Annotated in this window: 10 protein-coding genes; 3 read left to right on the forward strand and 7 right to left on the reverse strand. The window is 52.8% G+C overall.

Features of this window, described 5'->3' with window-relative positions; all coding sequences use genetic code 11:
* A partial coding sequence (locus DZC79_RS16295; RefSeq protein ID WP_118952674.1) for a PKD domain-containing protein occupies positions 1 to 1,000 on the reverse strand: 1,000 nt, incomplete at its 3' end.
* Between the two features lie 265 nt (positions 1,001 to 1,265).
* Here DZC79_RS16295 and pruA point away from each other — a divergent pair.
* Positions 1,266 to 2,891 carry an L-glutamate gamma-semialdehyde dehydrogenase gene (gene pruA, locus DZC79_RS16300; RefSeq protein ID WP_118952675.1) on the forward strand — a complete coding sequence of 542 codons (1,626 nt, stop codon included), beginning with the start codon at positions 1,266 to 1,268 and terminating at the stop codon, positions 2,889 to 2,891.
* A gap of 186 nt (positions 2,892 to 3,077) precedes the next feature.
* On the opposite strand, the gene DZC79_RS16305 is transcribed toward pruA, so the two are convergent.
* The 5 genes from DZC79_RS16305 to DZC79_RS16325 form a co-directional block, all read right to left on the reverse strand.
* Positions 3,078 to 3,407: a phosphoribosylpyrophosphate synthetase gene (locus DZC79_RS16305; RefSeq protein ID WP_118952676.1), complete on the reverse strand. Its 330-nt coding sequence runs from the start codon at positions 3,405 to 3,407 to the stop codon at positions 3,078 to 3,080.
* Positions 3,408 to 3,446: 39 nt separating this feature from the next.
* Positions 3,447 to 3,965, reverse strand: a complete 519-nt coding sequence (locus DZC79_RS16310) for a Dps family protein (protein WP_118952792.1) — start codon at positions 3,963 to 3,965, stop codon at positions 3,447 to 3,449.
* Positions 3,966 to 4,175: 210 nt separating this feature from the next.
* Complete coding sequence (locus DZC79_RS16315) at positions 4,176 to 6,329, reverse strand: S46 family peptidase (RefSeq protein ID WP_118952677.1); 2,154 nt, start codon at positions 6,327 to 6,329, stop codon at positions 4,176 to 4,178.
* A 344-nt stretch (positions 6,330 to 6,673) separates the two neighbouring features.
* Positions 6,674 to 8,101: a leucyl aminopeptidase family protein gene (locus DZC79_RS16320; protein ID WP_118952678.1), complete on the reverse strand. Its 1,428-nt coding sequence runs from the start codon at positions 8,099 to 8,101 to the stop codon at positions 6,674 to 6,676.
* A gap of 85 nt (positions 8,102 to 8,186) precedes the next feature.
* Entirely contained in the window at positions 8,187 to 8,588 is a 402-nt protein-coding gene (locus DZC79_RS16325) for a helix-turn-helix domain-containing protein (protein WP_118952679.1), read from the reverse strand.
* A 719-nt stretch (positions 8,589 to 9,307) separates the two neighbouring features.
* On the opposite strand from DZC79_RS16325, the gene DZC79_RS16330 reads away from it, so the two are divergent.
* Both DZC79_RS16330 and DZC79_RS16335 read left to right on the forward strand, forming a co-directional pair.
* Positions 9,308 to 19,069, forward strand: a complete 9,762-nt coding sequence (locus DZC79_RS16330) for an HYR domain-containing protein (RefSeq protein ID WP_198666921.1) — start codon at positions 9,308 to 9,310, stop codon at positions 19,067 to 19,069.
* A 76-nt stretch (positions 19,070 to 19,145) separates the two neighbouring features.
* Positions 19,146 to 20,180: a T9SS type A sorting domain-containing protein gene (locus DZC79_RS16335; protein ID WP_118952681.1), complete on the forward strand. Its 1,035-nt coding sequence runs from the start codon at positions 19,146 to 19,148 to the stop codon at positions 20,178 to 20,180.
* 166 nt (positions 20,181 to 20,346) lie between these two features.
* On the opposite strand, the gene DZC79_RS16340 is transcribed toward DZC79_RS16335, so the two are convergent.
* Positions 20,347 to 20,739 carry a helix-turn-helix domain-containing protein gene (locus tag DZC79_RS16340; RefSeq protein WP_118952682.1) on the reverse strand — a complete coding sequence of 131 codons (393 nt, stop codon included), beginning with the start codon at positions 20,737 to 20,739 and terminating at the stop codon, positions 20,347 to 20,349.
* Positions 20,740 to 20,825 lie beyond the last annotated feature (86 nt).

Raw genomic sequence — 20,825 nt, forward strand, 5'->3', positions numbered from 1 at the left:
ACTGTGTAGAGACGCCACCGTCGCCAAAGAACCAGGTGGGGCTGCTGTACAGTGTTCCATATGTATTGGATGTATTGGTGAAATGCGCTGTGCTGCCGGAAACGGTGTGGGTAAAGTCGGCATTCAGGGAGTCGCAGGTAGTACTGCCGGTGATCTGGATCGTAAGAACGATGCTGTCGGTGCAGGTCTGTGTCATCGTCATTGAGTCCACCCACCTGTTGATCAGGGTAACCGGGTAGATGCCCGGTGCAGAATAGGTATGCGAAGGATTGTACTGGGTAGAAGTATTGCCATCGCCGAAATACCAGGTAGCGCCATCGATGAACGCCTGGGTAATAGTGTTGGAAGTGTTGGTGAAGTTAACGGTATGGCCCGATACCGCAGCGGTAAAATGGGCGTGCAGCGAGTCGCAGTTCAGTCCGGGGATATAAATGTTCTGGTTGTTGGTATAGGTGCAGCCGCTTCCGGTCGCCTGGAGGCTGAGGGTATAGCTGCCGGAAGTGTAGGTGTGGGTTACGGGGCTGCCAGTTGCGGTATTACCATCGCCGAAGTTCCAGGAATACGTTATCCCTGGAGTGCCGGCAGGCGTATTGGCCGTAAAGGTAAAAGAACCGCCACCGTTGTTGATGCTGGTAATCGTGGTGCCGCAGGCAGGATAGCCCACAGTTATCTGGTGCAGAACGGTATCGATGCAGGTATTGGCCGGGTTAAGGCTGTCGTGCAGCTCGATACGGAGCATGGCATTGTAAGTTCCGGGAGCCGGATAGGTATGGGTAGTAGTGGTGTAAAAACCGTTTTGCGTCGTGTTGTCGCCAAAGTACAGGGTATAATGCGGATTGCTACCCGGTGGTGTAGCCGGGCTGGTGTTCGTGAAGTTCACCTTAAGCAGGTCATTCCCCGTTGGCGCTGCAGCCCAGCTGAACTGCGGATTACACTGCGCTTGCAGCAAAGCGGGGCTGAACCATGCCAGGCAAAACAGTGCCATAAAACATTTTTTCATCTTGCTCTTTTTTTGTGATGGAAATTTTTGTCTGAAATAAGATGGCCCGGATATTGCAAAACCCTTACCGGAGCCTGTTTTTTTTCAATGAAAATCGGACCATACAGCCCAAATATCCGGTGACAGGAAAATAGACTCCGGAAGGTCGGCCCCGCCGTGTTTGAGAAGGCTTATCCGGGTATAAATTTTACCCCTGACTGTCCCTCCGCAATGAATCATTAACTTTGCGCTTTCTTTCTGTAATTTAAATTCTATTAATAATTATATGAACAACGGATATTTCTATTTCGCAGAACCAAAAAATGAACCGGTACGGAGCTATGCCCCGGGTTCGGCTGATGCGGAGCAACTCAAGAAAGCTGTCGCCGAACTGAAAGGCCAGCAACGCGATATTCCCATGTATATCAACGGCAAAGAAGTGCGTACGGGTAAGACCAAAGAGATACGCCCGCCGCATGAGACTGCGCACCTGCTGGGGCACTTTCACGAGGGAGATGCCAGCCACGTAAAAGACGCTATTGCCGCTGCGCTGGCCGCCCGTGAACAATGGGCCGCTACCAGCTGGGAACATCGTGCCGCCGTTTTCATGAAGGCTGCCGAGCTGCTGGCGACCAAATACCGTTTCCGCATGAATGCTGCGACCATGCTGGGACAAAGTAAAAATGCTTTCCAGGCCGAGATCGACAGTGCCTGCGAGCTGATCGACTTCCTGCGGTTCAATGTCCATTTTCTCAGCGATATCTACAAGCAACAACCTATTTCGCCCGAAGGCTTCAACAACCGCATGGAATACCGTGCGCTGGAAGGGTTTGTGCTGGCGGTAACGCCTTTCAACTTTACCGCTATTGGCGGTAACCTGCCCACTGCGCCCGCCATGTGTGGTAATGTGGTGGTATGGAAACCCGCCAATACACAGATCTATTCAGCGTCCGTGTTCATGGAGATACTGAAGGAAGCCGGTCTGCCCGATGGCGTGATCAACCTGGTGTACACCAGCGGCCCGGTAGTAGGCGAGATCTGCTTCGATCATCCCGATTTTGCCGGCGTGCACTTCACTGGTTCTACCGGCGTGTTCCAGGGTATGTGGAAGAGTATCGGCAACAACATCGCCAAATACAAATCCTATCCCCGCATCGTAGGAGAGACCGGCGGTAAAGATTTCGTTTTCGTACACCCTACAGCCAATGTTGATGCCGTGGTGGCCAACCTGGTGCGTGGCGCTTTCGAATACCAGGGACAAAAGTGTTCCGCCGCTTCAAGAGCTTACCTGCCTTCCAACCTGGCCGAAGAGATCAAGAGCAAATTCATTGCAGAGCTGAAGACGCTGAAAATGGGTCCTGTAGACGATTTTACCAATTTCATCAATGCAGTGATCGATGAAAAATCCTTCGACAACCTGGCCAGGTATATTGACGGTGTGAAAGGCAGCAGCGAAGCTAAAATTATTCACGGCGGCAACTATGATAAGAGCAAGGGCTACTTTATCGAGCCTACTGTGATCGAAACCACCAATCCTGATTATGTGACGATGTGCGAAGAGCTGTTTGGCCCTGTGCTGACCATTCACACCTACGATGAAGCACAGTGGGAGCAGCTGCTGGATAAGGTAGACCATACTTCCGGCTATGCGCTTACCGGGGCGATCTTTGCCCAGGACCGCGCAGTGATTGAGCTGCTGACAAAGAAGCTGGTCAATGCTGCCGGTAATTTCTACATCAATGATAAGCCTACCGGCGCTGTCGTGGGCCAGCAGCCTTTCGGCGGTGCGCGGGCTTCGGGAACCAACGATAAGGCCGGTTCCATCCTGAACCTCTTCCGCTGGCTGAGCGCCCGTACGATCAAGGAAACCTATGTGCCGGTAACCAACTACCGTTATCCTTTCCACCAGTAAAGGATCTTGGGATTCCGGATCTATAAAAGGCTGTCGGGTATTTTAGCTAAGTACCCGACAGCCTTTTTCATCTGAAGGGCATTACTGCAGGTGATGTCAATCCGGCTTACCGGCAGCCCCTATCGCTTACCCATGAAAAAGCCCTGTCATCGCAGATGACAGGGCTTTTGTGCCTGTAGCTTTACTTTAATGGGTGGCCAGCTTCTTGATCATTTTATCGGATACAGGATCGGAATAAACGCCGAAAGCATTCATCAATATTCCCTTTACGCCATGGCTCTCCGAGGAGATTGCATAAACAACATTTTCATCTCCGGGATCGGTTATTCCTTCAAAGCGAAAGACCTTGTCGATGGTGAATTCTTCAGGATTCAGCCTTTTCTGCCCGCCTTCGTAGCTGAGGCAATCGTTGTCGAGGTTGAAATCGTAAGTGTAGCCTATCTTCTCCAGCCAGGCAATGGCATCGGTTACCGTGGGGAAATCGGGATGCTGGTTTATTTCTGGTATCTCTGACATAGCGGGTCGTTTTAGTGGTTCATATAAAGTACCGGTCGGTTATTTGGCGGTCGCGCGCAGCATCCAGGCCATTGTTTCGTGCTGCTCTACCAGGCCGGTTATGAAGTCGGCGCTGCCGGCGTCTTTATATTTTTCCTGGAATTTATCGATGTCGCTGCGCAGTCTGCGGATAATGGTCTCATGATCGTCAAGCAGCTGTTGCAGCATCTCGGCTGAGCTGGTGCCAAAATCTTCATTCTCCAGCAGGGAGGCTTCCTGCAGGAAGTGCTTCATGGAGCCCAGCGCATAATGGCCGATCTTGCGGATACGTTCCGCTACTTCATCCATGATCGTAGCCAGCTGGTTGTACTGCTTTTCAAAGAAGAGGTGCAGGTCGTGGAATTGCGCGCCTTCAACATTCCAGTGGAATTTACGGGTCTTGGTATACAGCAGGAATTCGTCGGATAATAGCTTGTTCAGCTCATCGGCCACCGCCTGTTTGTTACCCGCGCTGATACCGATGTTGGCTTCGGTTAATGCAGCCTCATTTGTCTTTGATTTTGATGAAGTCTTTGCCATGTGTACTTTGATTTGTGTTGTGATTGTGTAGGATAATGACAAATCAAAATTAAAAAGGTTTACAGGAAGTGAGCAGCCGCTAAAGCCTTTATTTTTAGCTGCTTTCATCGATAAAATCTATGCTGCGGAGCATGCCGCTGCCGGGGCTGTGCATACAAAAAGCGCTGCCCTTATCCTGAGGGCAGCGCTTTTGACAGGTATGGTATCGTTTTAATTCAGCTTCATTTCATTGATCAGGTTGCTGGCGCCGCCATATTTGTCGATCAGCCAAAGGACAAAGCGGATATCCACGACAATTGTTCTCTTGTATTTTTTGTCGAAGGCGATATCACCGCTCATCGCTTCCCAGTTGCCGTCGAAGGCCAGGCCCAGCAGCTCGCCGTTGCCATTGATCACAGGGCTGCCGCTATTGCCGCCGGTAATGTCGTTATTGGTGATGAAGCAGGTAACCAGCTCACCGTTGGCATTGGCATAACGACCGAAATCTTTGGTCTTGCAAAGGTCGAGAAAATTCTGGGGCAGGTCGAATTCATAATCGCCGGGCTTGTACTTGTCCAGCAAACCGTCCAGGGTGGTATAGTAGTCGTAGGTAACCGCATCCTGGGGATGGTAGCCGCCCACCGTACCATAGGTAATGCGCATGGTGGAGTTGGCATCCGGGTAGAACAGCTTGCCCTGGTTCTTCTGCATCAGCCCTTTGATGTATTGCTGGCTGAGGTTATCCTTGGTCTTGCCAAACTGCTCCTGGCGCGGTTTGTAGTTCTGCTCATAATTGTTTACAAAGCTGAGCGCGTATTGTACCGCAGGGTCGGCGTTCAGCTTCTCAAGGCTGGGGCCCGAGCAGAAGTTCTCAAACTTAACGTCGTCGAGCAGGAAAGTATTAAGGAAGGCGTAGTTAGCAAAGTCATTAAACGTTTTGGACCAGTCGCTGTTGCCGAATTGCTTGAAGATAAAACGCTGGTAGAAGTCGGGCAGCTGTCCATGAGGCACATCTTTGTAGAACAGCTCGGCTGTACGGGCCAGCATTTCCTGCTCTACTGCCGGCACAAACTCTTTCATGGCCTCTTTACGTGCTTTGCGCAGCTCGGCAACTTCCTTGCCAACCTCTTCCGCTTTTGTTTTTTTATCGGAAAGCAATTGGTTCAGCTTGTTGGTCTTGGCCGCCAGCTTGGCCAGCGCCGATCCCATGAAGCACTCGGCATAATAAACATTGTGCTTTGCATAGGGGCGATAGTCGCTGTACATGCGGGCATATTGGTTCATCAGGTCTTCATAATCCCTGTTGGTTGTTTTGGACCAGGCCGTGAAATCCTGTTCCTGGCGCTGTTTTTCGTCGATCACACGCAGACGCTTCAGCTGCTCGGTCTGGCCGATGAAATATTTCCAGTAGTTGGCAATACGGGCATAGTTCGACGCCAGCTTCAGGTTAACCGCGGGGTCCTTGCGCATATAGTTGCGCATAATGCCGAGGCGCATATCCCTGATCTTGACGATAGAAGGGTTCACCTCGTTGATGGCCATGTCCACACCATATGAAGTTTCATAACGGTTGGTACGGCCGGGGTAACCCATTACCATGGCGAAATCGTTTTCCTTTACGCCCTGGGTCGATACCGGGAGGTATTGTTTGGGTTTGTAGGGTATGTTTGTCTTGGCGTAAGGCGCCGGGTTGTTGTTCTTATCGGCATATACGCGGAACATGGAGAAATCGGCGGTATGGCGGGGCCACATCCAGTTGTCCGTATCGCCGCCGTATTTGCCCAGCGATTTGGGCGGCGTACCCACCATGCGTACGTCGTTGAATACCTGGTACACCAGCAGGATATACTGGTTGCCGTTGAAATAGGCCGTGACAGCCGATGCATAACGGCCGCCTTCATTGGCTTTCTTTTCCAGCTCTTCTTTCGCCTTGTCCATCGCTTTCTTTTTCTTTTCCTCTGAAGCCGCGTTTTCGCCGGCTTTCAGCACCTGTGCAGTCACATCTTCCATGCGCGCGAGGAATTTAACCGAAAGACCGGGAGCCGGGATCTCTTCATCCAGGGTCTTGGCCCAGAAGCCATTTTCCAGGTAGTTGTTCTCCACGGTGCTCAGCTCGGCAATGCTGCCATAGCCGCAGTGGTGGTTGGTGATCAGCAGGCCGTTGGGAGAAATGATCTCGCCGGTGCACCCGCCGCCAAAATGTACGATAGCATCTTTGAGGCTGGAGTGATTGGCGCTGTACAGGTCTTCGGCCGTGAGCTTCAGGCCGAGGCGCTGCATCTCGTCATAGTTTTTCCCGATGAGCATGGGGATCCACATGCCTTCATCTGCACGGGCAGACAAAAGTGTGGTCATAGCGAATATGCTTAATAAAAGTTTTTTCATGCTCGCAAAAATATAAAATGTTCAGCGCTATTTCTCACCCCATTAGCGGGGAAAATGCAGGCGGAAATGAGATCTGTTCCCTCCGGGGCGATCAGCTGCTGCACCGGGAAACCGGGCGGTTACGATTGTTGGATAATTCATTTAAGAATAATATCGCAGGTGTGCCGGTGTCGGGCTAATAGGATATACCTGCTGAAATTGTGCGTAGAGACGTTGCATGCAATGTCTCCGCCAGGAGAGAACGTAGGAGGTGTTGAATGAGGTAGATGCTGAAATGCCGGTAGAGATATAGCAATGCTACATCTCTACCAGCAAAACGTATGGAGGTGTTTACAGCCCAATCATCATTTGCAGTAATTCAGCAGGAAGTCGATCATCATGCGCATGCCATAGGCCGTGCCGCCGGCGGTGCGGTAATCTTTTCGTGCCGGGATATGAGATACTCCGGCGATATCGAAGTGCATCCAGGGATAATCGGTGAAATGCTGCAGAAATTTACCGGCGGTGATAGCGCCGCCCGATGGGCCGCCGATATTCTTCAGGTCGGCAATATCGGATTTGATCATGTCACCGTATTCATCCCACAGCGGATATTCTACCAGGCGCTCGTATTGGTTAAAGCCGCTTTGCTGCAGCTGTTGCTTTATGGTATCGGAAGCTGTGCCCATGGTCACCATACCGACATCGCCTATAGCAACGGATGCGGCGCCGGTAAGCGTAGCAAAGTCGAGCACCAGCTCAGGACGGTATTTCTTGGCATAGTGCAGCGCATCAGCCAGCACCAGACGGCCTTCCGCATCGGTATTCAATACTTCTACAGTAGTGCCGCTGTACATAGTGATCACATCACCCGGCACATAAGCATTTTCCCCCGGGCGGTTTTCGGTGGCCGGTATCAATCCGACAAGATGCAGGGGAAGATCCAGCTGAGCTGCAGCGTAGAGCACGCCGGTCACCAGGGCAGCGCCGCTCATATCGCTCTTCATACGATCCATGGAATTGGGAGTAGGCTTGAGGCTGAGGCCGCCGGTGTCGTACACGATGCCTTTACCCACAAGCACGATCGGATTCTTGTTGATTACGCGGGTGGGGCGGTGTTCCATAATGGTAAAGGTCGGCGGCAGGATGCTGCCTCTGTTCACGGCCAGCAGACCGCCCATGCCAAGCTGTTCTATTTTGGCTTTGCCCAGCACATTCACACGGAAGCCGCCTTCTTTGCCGACGTTGGCAATCTCTTTGGACAGCTGCTCTGCTGTGAGGAAGCTGAGCGGTTCATTAACCAGGGTACGCACCAGGTAGGCCGCTTCACATATAGCCTGGAGCTGTTTCAGGTCTTTGAGCGTAATGCTTTGTTTTTCGAAGCCGATATCGGTAAGCGCATAGACGGTTTTGCGGGCGTCGGACTTGTATTTGAGGAACTGGTAAGAGGCGAGCGCCAGCCCTTCGGCCAGGAGATAGGCCGCCGCAGGTTCCATGCTGAGATTGGTAATGGTGATCTCTTTGGCTTTGCCTTTTTGCAACAGTAGCTGCAGTTCGGCGCCCTGCTTGCGCAGCAGCTCCCGGCTTTGATAGCTTTCTTTTCCTGCTGCTGCAAAAACAACATACAACTGATGATCAAACCGGTTGAACGAAACAATCTTTTGCTCGTTCCTGATCTGCTGTTCGAGGTAAGCCGCCTCCTCTTTGGAAAGCGCAATATTCCTGAACTGGCTGGCATTATCAATGATATAGATCAGCTGCCCCTTGGGACTCTTATGTATTCTGAAGAACATGGTTAGCTATTAATGATGATCAGCGACAAAAATAGCAATTATCCTTCCAGTTTAGGCGATCAGGTCCGGGCTGCAGTGCCAGGCTTCAGCGTTCGAGGATAGGGTCCGGAACAGCGAGTGCCAGCAGCTGTATAGCTTTCTTCTGAAAATCGATCAGCGCTTTTACTTCCTCTTTCAGCGACCGGATCTCCTGTAGCAGGATTTGTTCATTGTCCGCATTGCCTGCCTCCGCTGCAGGCATGCGGGGAGATAAATCTTCCCGGGGATTTTCCTGTGCAGGGACGCTTTGCAGCAGGGTAGCCAGGTCGGTCTGCAGGATGTCGGCGATAGCGGAAAGCAGTCGCACGTCCATGGATTTGTTGACGCCCCGCTCCATTTTAGCATAGGTCCGTTCATCCATATACAGGCGCATAGCCATTTCTCTTTGCGTTATCCCTTTGAAGCGACGCAGCCTTTTAATATTCGTTCGGATATTGGCCAGGATCATGTAGCAAATTTTCGAGATTAAATTTTAACAAATTTGTCTCCGTTTATGCCTTTGGTTGATTGGCTTGGTTGTGGTCGATTGGTGTTGCAAGATAGAGATATTTTTTAAAATTTTAATGCAAAACGTATGGATAAAAGGAGTGAAATCAGGGTTACCCCTGAGTTATTAAGAAGACTCATTATTTATAAAACAAAGCATTTTTTACCCATCGCAGGTTTCTCTTTAATGTTCTATAATTTTTTAAATTATTGTAAATCAATTATTTAAAATTCATATTCCATTTTTATTTTTAAACAATAGAAATTCTAAAAAATCACTGCTGTGATTAAAATATTGTCTTTAGAGGGGGTACGAACGTGGGGGGCATTAGTGCTTTTTAAATAGTAATAAATAAAATGTAACTTTTTGTGCCCCTAAACCTACCCGAATACGTCCCCTTTCCGGTAGTACAAATGGATACTTTTGCTATCTGAAAATTTAACCTTAATTCCTAAATATTTTAACATTTGAAATGGTGCAACCCGTTGCCTGCTCCGGCAATGCACCGGTAACCTGTATCCTCATGCGACGCCAATCCTATCTCCCGACCTGCCTGTTACCTGCCGCTTTCCATGAACTGAACCAACTATCAACTCGCTTTTAATTCAATCCACACGTTTATGACGCAAATTTTCCCAAAACAAAGACGTATGCTCCCCGAGGATAATCCGTGGCGGCATATGTTGTTCTTCTTGGTGGCCTTCGTCACCAATGCCATGAAAGGACGCCGCTTTCACCAGGAACGGCGCCGGATGCCGCTAAGGCCGGGTATGGCTGCAGCTGCAGCGCTGGCGATGCTGTTTCCCCTGCTAACGGCTATCCGGGCGGAGGCCTCGCACTTCCGCTACGGCAACATTACCTGGAGCCGGCCCGATGCCGCTTCGCGCACGGTTACCTTTACGCTGACCCAATCTTACCGTATGTCCAACTGGACGGGTGTAAGTGTAGGCAGCACAATCAGCGACGGGGTCTTCCTGAGCTTCGGAGACAACAATTCGGAGCAGGTCAGTCTCAAAGTCAACTCGGTGAATGTTGCAGAAGACTATTTCATCGGTACGTTTACCACCACGCACACTTATTCTTCAAGCGGCAACTTCGAGGTGAGCTATTCCAACTGCTGCCGCCTGAGCACCTTGCAGAATAATGCTAATGGTAATTTCGGCCAGGTAACTTCGGTCAACCTGGGAACCAACAATCTCGGATCGCCTGTTTCCACCCTACCTCCTGTAGTAAGTGTTTCTACAGGTCTTTCCAATGCTACCTTCAATGTACCTGCTGCCGATCCTGATGGCGGCGCGCTGACTTATGCCTTGTCTGCTTCTGCCGACTTCGGCGGTGGCACCCAGGCGCCGGGCATCAGCATTGATGCGAATACCGGCACTGCCACTTTTAATACCGTAGGCAAAGCGGTAGGCACTTTATGGAGCGCTGCCTTTACAATTACCGATGCTACGGGTTCCAGGTCCGTGGTGGATTTCCTGATCAAAGTTGTAGGCTCTTCCAACCCGCCCGTGTTCAATTATGCAGTAACTCCTTTGAATAATGCAGTGTACAATGTACACCCCGGCGATAATATTGCTTTCACTGTTGCTGCTACCGATCCGGATGCAGGCGGCACCGTACTGCTCAACGGCGCCGGTCTGCCTACAGGCGCTTCCTTTAATCCCCCGGCTACGCCCTCAGCAGCGCCCAGCACTAATTTCAGCTGGACGCCTACGGTAGCCCAGCTGGGTACTTATATATTGACCTTTGTCGCTACTGATAATGTGGGCGTACAGACCAGCACCACAGTGACGATACATGTTACTGCCGGTCCGCAGTTTATCACGCCCACGCCGCCAACAACGCCTGACAGGCTGCTGCTGACCGGGACCACACTCAATGATGTCATTAAAGCGAGCAACCCCGATCCCTCTGTAAATACGAAGATTACTTCGGCCACAGTACCCGCCGGTGCTACGATCAGCCCATCGCTACCGACAGCCCTGAGCGGTACGCCGCAGGTAAGTGTCAGCTGGACGCCCATAGTAGGGCAGTGGGGCGACCATGCGTTCACCTTCGTTGCAGAAGACCAGAATAGCAATACCGCAACAAGAACCTATCATGTTGTCGCGAACACCAAACCCCAGTTCACATCGACGCCGGTTACCGCTGCGGTGGCTTGTGAGCCGTACAGCTATACCATTACCGGTACAGATGTCGATCTGCCATATGGCGATGAGCTGGAATTTGAAGCGCATAGCGTTTTGCCTTCATGGCTTACCCTGACCAATAATCCCGACGGAACCGCTACCCTGAGCGGTACGCCCGGCGCCGGCGATGTGGGTTCGTACAATATCGAACTGGTTGCCGCTGATATTTACCACCACTCCAGCACGCTTGTAGAGCAGCCTTTCACGATCGTTGTTGCTGCTGCAGCACCGGTTGCCGTAACCAATGGCGGTAATATTTGCTCAGGCAACAATGCCGTGTTCAACCTTACCGGACCTGCAGGTTATGTAGTGAACTACAATCTCAACGGGACCGGTGCGGCTTCAACAACGCTTTCGCCTTCAGGTACCGCTACGGTTACCGTTAACGGCGCCACCGCCAGCCAGGTGCTGAACCTGGCCTCCGTGGTAAACCCGGTAAACAGCTGTACCCGCAGCTTGAGCGGTTCTTCGTCTGTAACCATCAACCCTGTGCCCACAGGCTCGGCTCCTGCCCAGGCAGTATGCTCCGGTGCAACAACCAGCGTTGCTCTTTCTGCATCCCTTCCCGGGTCAACTTATACCTGGACTGCTGCCCTGCAATCCGGCAGCGCTACCGGTTTCAGCAATTGTGCTTCGGCTTGCGGCGATACGATCAGGCAAACCCTGGTCAACAGCGGTGCTGCGCCTGCTGTCGTACGCTACACGGTTACCCCTTCATCCGCACTGGGCTGCCCCGGCGCACCTTTTACGGTTGATGTAACGGTGAATCCGATCCCTGCAGGTACTGCTGTCGCGCAAACGATTTGTAGCGGCGCCGCGACCAACATCGCGCTGAACGCCGATGTAAGTGGTACGACCTTTTCCTGGACTGCCGCGTTGCAGTCCGGTGTGGTGACCGGCTTCAGCGATTGTAGCACGGGTTGCGGCAATACGATTGCCCAGGCGCTGACCAATGGCGGTACCGGTTCGGGTATCGTTCACTATACCGTTACGCCTCAATTTGCCGGTTGTAGTGGTACACTCTTTACGGTAGATGCTACGGTTAACGCCATACCGGTGGCCCATGCCGGCGCCGATAGAGTGATCTGCAGTACGGGTGAAGCCCTGCAGGCAACGCCTGGTGTAGCGCCGCAAACCGGCGTATGGAGCATCATCAGTGGTCCGAGCACTGCCCCTGCGCAGTTTGCCGGCGTCAATGATGCGCAAACCGTATTTACACCGGCCATTGCCGGCGGCAGCTATACCCTGAAATGGACCCTGAGCAACAATGCCTGCGTCTCTTCTTCCGATACCGTGGTGATCACTTCGCTTGGTGCGGTACAAGGCACGATCACGGCATCAAGCAATGCTAATGTATGCAGCGGTCAGACCTCCAATATCAACATCAGCGTAAATCCCGTATCGGGCGGTACGTTCAGCGGCACCTTCACCAATGGTAAGACCTTTGCCGGACTTACTCCTGCTGCGGGTATCATCAGCCCTTCGTACAGCTTCACCAACAGCAGCACCACGAACACGACGGAGTCCTTCGTGCTGGCTTCATTGGTATTCCATCCCAACAATGGTACCTTACCTACACCGGCTACCTGCAATGCTACGGCGCAAGCCATGGGCGGTCAGACGCTGGTTACCATTCAGCCCGTGGCTGACCTCGATGCCGTTGCTGCCGGTCCCGTTTGTAACGGTGGTCAGGTAAGCATCGCCATCAGCAACCCCAACGCGGTTGGCGGTACTTATAACAGGACGGCGGTCTATAACGGTGCCGGGCATACAGCCGCCACCAGCGTTTCCGGTATGAGCTACCTTAGTAATGAAAGCTTCATGGAGACCCTGACCAATAATACCAATGCCCCGGTTGATGTAGTGTATACTTTCACTCCTGTAAGCCCCGGTTCGCAAGGCTGTGTGGGCGCCATTAAAACTGTAACGGTTACGGTTAACCCAACACCCTCCATCGTTGCCGTTGCCGACCAGCAAGTATGTAATGGCGCAGCTGCTAATGCGGTAAGCTTCAGCGGCGGTGTAAACGGCACCAGCTTCGAGTGGACCAACGATAATCCTGCTATAGGCCTGGCGGCCTCCGGTACCGGGAATGTCAGCGCCTTTAATGCCATTAATAACGGCATTGCTCCGGTTACGGCGCATATCCGCGTAACCACTAAAGCCAATGGCTGCACCGGCGTGGCAGATACTTTTGCCATTACGGTAAAGCCTACGCCTTCAGTACTCGCCACTGCCGATCAGAACAGCTGTAATGGCACTGCTACTGCAGCGGTAAGCTTCAGTGGCCCTGTAAGCAGTACTGTATTTAACTGGACCAATGACATGCCTTCTATAGGCCTGTCTGCATCCGGCTCTGGCAATATCGCTGCCTTCAACGGTATCAATAACGGTACGGCGCCAGTAGCCGCTGCGATCCGCGTGGTGCCTGTAGCAGACGGCTGTAACGGCGTTGCTGATACCTTTGCAATCACCATCAAGCCGACACCTTCTGTAATTGCTACCCAGGATGCTATTGTATGTAATGGCGCTGCCACAACATCGGTAAGCTTCAGCGGTCCCGTGGCCGGAAGCACTTTCCAATGGACCAATAGCGAGCCCTCTATCGGGCTGGCGGCATCAGGCAACGGTGCGATTGCTGCTTTTAATGCGATCAATAACGGTACTGTTCCGCTGACGGCTCATATCCGTGTTGTGCCGTCGGCTGATGGCTGTACCGGTGCAGCCGATACCTTTACGATTACCGTGAATCCTACGCCTGGCGTGGCAGCTACAGCTGACCAGGCGGTCTGCAATGGCGCCGCTACCACAGTGGTTCCCTTTGCCGGTACTGTAGCCGGCACTACATTCAAATGGACGAACGACAATGCCGCTATCGGTCTTGCCGCTTCCGGTACCGGTACAATTGCTGCCTTCAATGGTATCAATAGCGGTACAGCCCCGGTAACCGCGTATATCCGTGTGCTGCCTGAAACCAATGGTTGCACCGGCACTGCCGATACGTTTGCGATCACGGTTAAACCTACCCCAAATGTTGCCGCTATAGCCGATCAATCGATCTGTAACAGCGTGGCGACAGCTGCGGTGCTCTTTAATGGCCCCGTTGCTGGTACCGTATTTCACTGGAGCAGCGACAATGCAGCTATCGGCCTTGCCGCCAGCGGGACCGGCGATATCGCCTCTTTTAATGCTATCAACAATGGCACAGCACTGGAGCAGACCCGTATCATCATTACACCAGTAGCGGATGGCTGCGATGGCCCGGCCGATACATTTGTGATCGCAGTGAAGCCTACGCCTGTCGTAGCAGCTACTGCCGACCGGCCGGTGTGCAACGGTTCTTCAGCGGCCTTCTCCTTTAACGGTGCTGTGCCCGGAACCCTTTTCAGCTGGACCAATGACAATCCCTCCATCGGCCTTGCTGGCGGCGGATCCGGTGATATTGCTGCTTTCAATGCGGTCAATAATAGTACAACTGCAGTAACCGCTAACATTCGCGTTGTACCAGAAGCGAACGGCTGTACCGGCGCTGCCGATACTTTCGCGATCACTGTTCAACTTTCGCCCTCTTTCACTTTCAATGTGAACGGTCAGGCTATGGCTAACGGTGGTACGGATACCATCTGCCAGGCAACCAGTACGACTTTTGCGATCAGCGGCGCTGCACCGGGGCATACATTCTCCATGTTGTTCAATGGTGCTGCCTATGCTACTGGAACAATAGATGCAAACGGTGGCTTTACGCATACCTTCATTTCCGGAGGTACGCCAACCAATACCACTGCCGGCACCTATGAGCTTACCCTTACCGATAATGTGACTCATTGCACGGCAACAAAGACCTACCACATCTATGTCAATCCTAAACCGGCCGACTCCTTTGTCGTGAATGGCACGGTGCTGGCTGCCGGTCAGACCTCAACCTATTGCGAAGGCTCCGGCATTACCTTGGCTGTAGCCGGCGATGCCGGTCATACCTATGTGATCAGCAAAGGCGGTAATAGCATTGCTTCAGGTAACGTGAACGGCCCGGCCTACGCGATCAACGCAGCAGCGATGAGCGACGCCGGTATCTATACCGTGGCGCTGACCAATACTGCTACTGGCTGTACCGCTTCACGTACCTACGAGCTGGCGATCAACCCGCTGCCACAGTATACGCTTACAGTGAACAATGCGGCACTGGCCGACAATGCCACCACAACGCATTGCGCAGGTACCGCGGTGACCCTGGCGCTCACGGGAGATGCTTCTTCGACCTATACCCTGAGCTACGATGGTACGCCGATAGCCAACGGTCACCTTGGCGATCCTGCTTATACTTTCACAGCAGCGACGACCGATGCCGGTAACTATAAGCTAGCGGTAACGACTGCTGCAGGATGTACGGGCAATTCCGCCTATACTATGGCGATCAATACTGCTCCGGAATTTGTCAGCATACCCAATGACCAGTTGGCGCAAACGCTTACTGGTACCTGCGCTGCACCAGTAAACTATGGCGCTCCTGTAGCAGATGGCGATCCTGTTCCTACGATGACTTATACGCTGAGCGGCGCCACAACCGGCTCCGGCAGCGGCGATGCCAGCGGCCTCGTGTTCAGCAAAGGTGTCACTACTGTAATGCTGACAGCACAGAACCTTTGCGGCAGCAGGGACAGCAGCTTCACCGTAAATGTGGAAGACGTGGAGCTCCCGGCATTTACTGCCTGCCCGGGCAACCTGACGGCGTTCTCCGCTGCCAACGATTGCGGCAACGACGTAGCGACAACCGTCCCGGCTTATACCGATAACTGCAACTTCGGTGCCAATCCCTTAAGCTGGACCATGACCGGCGCTACACTGGCTTCCGGTGCAGGCGCTATCGGTACCCACCACTTCAATGTAGGGGTAACGAATGTGCTGTATACCGTAACCGATGCTTCCGGTAACCAGAATACCTGCGGCTATACCGTAACAGTGGCAGACAATGTATTCCCGGTCATTTCCTGTTCGGGCAATATCGTGCAGGGCAATGATGCGGGTGTCTGCGGCGCCGTAGTGAATTTCAATGCGCCTGTGGCACAAGACAACTGCTCCGGCTATACCGTAGCCCAGACAGCAGGTCTGCCCGCCGGATCGCTGTTCCCGATGGGCGTTACGACCAATACCTTCGTCGTGACAGATGCTGCCGGTAATACCGCTTCCTGCTCCTTCACCGTAACTGTGAACGATGTACAGGCGCCTGTACTTACTACTCCGGCAGCACAAACTCTCAATGTAGGCGCCGGTAATAATTGCCAGGTGAATATGCCCGACTACAGGAGCCTGTTCCTGGTCAATGAAAATTGCGGTGGCAACGTGACCCTCGAGCAGCTGGCTCCGAACCAGCCCGGATCCCTGGTGATCGGCTACGGTGGTACCCGCTCGATTAAGGTGAAGGCAACTGATATCGCCGGTAACGCGCGTGTGGACAGTTTTACGCTGAACCTGACTGATGCGACGGCTCCTGTTATAGTATGCAAGAATATCACCGTGAATCTGGATGCTGCGGGTAGCGCTACGATCACCCCCGCTATGATCGACAACAACAGTCATGATAATTGCTCTGCCATTACGCTGTCTGCCAGCAAACTGAGCTTCGACTGTTCCAATATAGGCCAGAATGCGGTGATCCTTACCGCTACCGACGCTTCCGGTAACAGCGCAAGTTGTACGGCTACTGTTACTGTTGCAGATGTCACCGCTCCTGCTTTGAGCTGCTGGTCCGATACTACTATGGAAAAAGGACCATTGTGCACCACGGAGATCCCGGATATGACCTACAGGGTAACGGCTACAGATGCCTGCGGCCTGGCTACGGTAACCCAGAGCCCTGTCGCGGGTACCATTATCGCTGCTTTTACACAATCGGTTCCAGTAACGCTTACGGTTACTGATATTCATGGTAATGCAGCGCAATGTTCTTTTAATGTAAACTTTGCTGATCACGGCAAACCGGCTATCGTTAGCTTCCCTGCGGATATCGTGGTGAACAACGGCGCCGACAGCTGCGGCAAGCGTGTAAGCTGGACCGCTCCTATAGCTACCGACAACTGCGGTGTGTTGGGTGCCGCAAGCTTTACGAGCACGCATACGCCCGGTTCTGTGTTCCCTGTGGGAACGACCAAGGTAACTTATACCGCAACCGACCAGGCGGGCAATGATTCCGTCCGTTCCTTCACTGTGACCGTGACCGACGCGCAGGCGCCGAAGATCGCTGGCTGTCCTGCAACGATCCAGGTAGGCACCGATGCGCATGCAACAAGCTGCAGCGCTACCGTGACCTGGACTGAGCCTACGGCTACAGATAACTGTACGCCTTCTGGCAGCCTGGTATGGACGAAAAGCCATCACCCCGGCGATGTATTCCCTGTCGGTACGACTACGGTAACGTACACCGCCACCGACGAGCATGGCAATACCAGCACAGCTTGTTCTTTTGATGTTGTAGTGACGGATCAAACAGCTCCGGTGCTGGATGGATGTCCTTCTGCACTGACCGTGTATACCGGCGCTAACGCCGCCGGCTGTGAGGCTACTGCTACCTGGACCGAGCCTACGGCTACGGACAATTGTACGCCTTCAGGCAACCTGGTATGGACGAAGAGCCATCATCCCGGTGACGTATTCCCTGCGGGCATTACAACGGTAACTTACACTGCTACCGATGCTGCGGGCAATACCAGCGCGACCTGCTCTTTTGATGTAGCGGTGATCGACAATACGGTTCCGACGCTGAGCAATTGCCCGGCCACCGTACAGGTGAGTACCGGTAACAGCACGACGCCTTGCGCGGCCGTTGCTACCTGGATAGAACCCATTGCTACCGACAACTGCACATCTTCAGGTAACCTGGTGTGGACGAAGAGCCATCAGCCCGGCGATGTATTCCCTGTGGGTATGACCCAGGTAAGCTATACGGCAACAGACGCCGCAGGTAATGTAAGCGCCACCTGCACTTTCAATGTAGTGGTTACCGACAATACTGCACCGGTGCTTACCGGCTGTCCTGCTTCAGTACAGGTGAATACCGGCGCCGGTGCGACCGGATGTGATGCAGTAGCTACCTGGACAGAACCTGCTGCTACCGACAACTGCACCCCGGCGGCTAACCTGGTATGGACAAAGAGCCATCAGCCCGGCGATGTTTTTCCTGTGGGCACGACTACGGTAACCTATACCGCTACCGATGCTGCAGGCAACGTAAGCGCCGCCTGTACTTTCGATGTAACCGTTACCGACAATACCGCACCGGTATTCAGCAACTGCCCTACATCGATGAGCAATATAGCGACCAACAGCAACGGCTGCACCGCAGAGATCGCGACAGCAGCACCTGCTGTAACCGATAACTGCAATATGAGCGCCCTGACCTGGACGCTGTCCGGCGCTACCAGCGCGGCTTCTCCCACGACCGGTATGAATTACCTGGGCACACACACCTTTGCGACAGGCACCACCACGGTAACCTATACCGCAACCGATGCGGCGGGCAATACCCAGACCTGCTCCTATACCGTTGAAGTAGTGAATCACCTTGCCGGCTATATCAGCGGAACATCGACTGTAGCGCAGAATGTGAATACCACTTCCAACATCATGTTTGCTGCAAGCGGTGGTAAAGCGCCATATACATTCACCTATTCTGTGAATAATGGTCCTGCGCAGACGATCAGCACCACCGGTACCAATACGGTAACGACCGTGCCGCAGTCCAATGCTGTGCTGGGTGCTTATGCGTACACGCTGTTGAGCGTGCAGGATGCCAACGGCTGCACCGGTACGCTGCAAACGGATAACAAGGATACGATCACGGTTGTAGTTGCCGTGCCCAGGGCTAACCTGGCGCCGACGATCACCATACCGGTACCGTCCTTTACCAGCAGCAACACTATCCGTGCTTATACCATCAACCTGTTCAATGTAGCGGCTGCGCCCACTTCGGGAACCATCACGCTCTACGTGCTGAAACCCACGGGCAGCGGCTCTTCCATGACCTTCAGCAACAGCGGCTGGACCGTAACGGAAGCGCCAATGTACTATATCCTGGAATCCCAGGCAGTGATCAACGGCAATTTCGGGTTCTCATCGATCCCCGGTACCATACAGCTTGCACCTGGTGTAGCCAACGGCACTTACAGCGTACAGGTGATCGTAGCGCCCGGCTCCGGCGGAGATAATTCCCCGGAAAACAATGCGGCGAGCGGTATCCTGAACAAGACCAATTAACCAGCTTACCGGCCCGGCTGTAACCTGCAGCCGGGCGGTCAGGCAAGTATTATTCAGCGTATTCAAACCAACGATTATGAAATCACTATTCGGTAAAATAATCTGCGCAGGCGCACTGTTATGTTCCTTGCCAGATACGGGATTTGCGCAAACCATTCCGCAGGCAGATCTCTTCCTTACCGGCGGTCCCAATATGGGGACTTATCCGGGATATGTGTCGCCAGGTACTTATGATGTTACTTTTTCCAATGCTACCGGCGTGCTGCTGCTGCCGCACGCTTTCGCTATTTCACTGGCGCTGCCTTCCGGCTTCGAATTTGCGGAGAGCTACCCGGGATGCCCTACCGACTGGAATTATACCCGTACCAGCGCCACCTCTGTGTTGCTGGAGCCCACCGCTGCTGTAGCCGGCTTCCCGCCTGTAAGCATCGTCAGTTTCTCGGTACCTTTTAAGACCACCGCTGCAGTAAGCAACCAGACTTACCAGGGCCAGATCTTCCAGTACATTCCTATGTACATCGATCCCAACCAGGGTAACAACAGTCCCACCGGAACGGTAAGCGTGGCCGGTGTGCCGCTTCCCGTGGCTTTTGGATCCATGAGCGCCAACACTAAAGGATGCGAGGTGAGCATTGACTGGACAACACTCAATGAGCTGCGCAATGATTACTTCAGCGTAGAACGCAGCGGCGATGGTGTACGCTTTGCATCCATTGCTAAAGTAAAATCGCAAGGCAGTGGTTCTGAAGAGCGCGCATATCATTACTCCGATGTCCATCCGCTTAAGGGTAAGAATTACTATCGCGTGGTGCAGCACGATGCCGACGGTAAGACGACCACAACTCCGGTTGCCAATGCAGCCGTGGAGTGCGGCCAGCCGCTCATCGACCTGTTCCCCAACCCGGCAACAGATGTGGTGAAGGTACGGGGTATGCAGGGCGACAATACCGTGAGGGTATTTAATGCACTGGGCCAGGTCATCATAGAAGAAGCAACAGACGAAGCGATTCACCCGGTGAACACTTCAGGACTGGCTGCAGGCACTTATCATCTGCAAGTGATCAAGGGAACACAGATCATCTTCAACGGCAAGTTTGTAAAGGCGGAGTAAACATCCTCTTTGTCTGCATAAACGGGTTGCTTCATCAGAGGCAGCCCGTTTTTTTCGCTTAATCTAATCGTGATGCATAAGGGAAAATGCTTGCCGGGTAAGGATTTCGGGAAAATGAAAAACGGTTGCCGCAGCAACCGTTTTTCGTAAAGACCAGGTTCGTCCTTCAGGCACTTTTCAGGTGTTTCAGCGTCTCTTTCTGGCAGAGGATCAGCTCCCGGATCTCATCTTTCAGCTTGCTGATCTCAACGGCGATGTCTGCCGGCCTTGAAGCGTTGTCTATGCCGCAGGCGTGGTTCTCCTGCAAAGCGGTAGCAGGGTCGAGTGCTACCTGTTCGGCAGCCAGCGTTTCTGGATCTTTAAGCAAATTACAGATCTTGGTATGCAGGATGTCGGCAATGGATGCGACGAAACGGATATCCATTGATTTTTGTTCGCCTCTTTCGATCTTGGAATAAGTACGCTCCTCGATAAAAAGTTTGGCGGCCATTTCTCTCTGGGTAATGCCTGCAGATTTTCTAAGTTTTTTGATGTTGCATCGGATAGCATTTAATTCCATAAAACGGGGGTTTTCAGGGGTGGGTTAATAGGTGGTTTACGGTTCTTTTGTTAAAAAAACAGAACAGGGCGGTTCATTTTTTCAAC

The sequence above is a fragment of the Taibaiella helva genome, assembly GCF_003545695.1.
Classification (GTDB): Bacteria; Bacteroidota; Bacteroidia; order Chitinophagales; family Chitinophagaceae; genus Taibaiella; species Taibaiella helva.